The sequence below is a fragment of the Streptomyces lavendofoliae genome (genome assembly GCF_014649735.1).
In the GTDB taxonomy this organism is placed as follows: Bacteria; Actinomycetota; Actinomycetes; order Streptomycetales; family Streptomycetaceae; genus Streptomyces; species Streptomyces lavendofoliae.
Genome location: NZ_BMTP01000066.1, coordinates 1 through 716, shown reverse-complemented (window position 1 = coordinate 716; position 716 = coordinate 1). Strand labels below are relative to the sequence as shown.

The window sequence follows — 716 nt, the reverse complement described above, 5'->3', positions numbered from 1 at the left end:
CCTTGCGCTCGTAGCGGCGGTGCAGGCGCCGGCATCCGGCGAGCCAGGACATCGTGCGTTCTATGGTCCAGCGGTGGCGGCCCAGACGAGTCGAGGACTCGATGCCCTTGCGGGCGATGCGGTGCCTGATCCCGCGCCCGCGTAACCATCGCCGCAGGTGGTCGTAGTCGTACCCCTTGTCGGCGTGGGGCTTTCCCGGTCTGCGCCGCCGTCGTCCGCGCCGGGAGCGGATCGGCGGTATCCCCTTCACCAGCGGGATCAGCGCCTGGCTGTCGTGCAGGTTGGCGCCCGAGATCCCGATGGACAGGGGCAGGCCGGTCCGCTCCGTGATCAAGTGGATCTTTGACCCGTACTTGCCCCGGTCTACAGGATTCGGGCCTGTCAGCTCCCCCTTTTCAAGGCCCGCATGTTGACCGAGTCGATCGCGCACCTGGACCAGTCCAGCTCGCCGCGGGATCCGAGTTCGTCGAGGACCAGGCGGTGGAGTTTGGCCCACACCCGGGCCTTCGTCCACTCGGTGAAACGTCGGTGAGCCGTCGCGCCGGACGGCCCGAACGAGGCGGTCGGCAACTGTTGCCACGTGCAGCCAGAGGTCACCACGAAGACGATTGCGGCCAGAACTTCGCGGTCGCCGTGCCGACGCCGGCCACCGCCCTGAGGCCGCGACGGCGCCTCCGGCACCACCCGCTGAAACAGCTCCCACAACTCATCCGGCA

At 68.7% G+C, this 716-nt stretch carries 1 pseudogene; it reads right to left on the bottom strand.

Annotated elements, in window-relative coordinates:
• Positions 1 to 716, bottom strand: a pseudogene (locus tag IE109_RS32850) (IS5 family transposase); the annotation flags it as partial.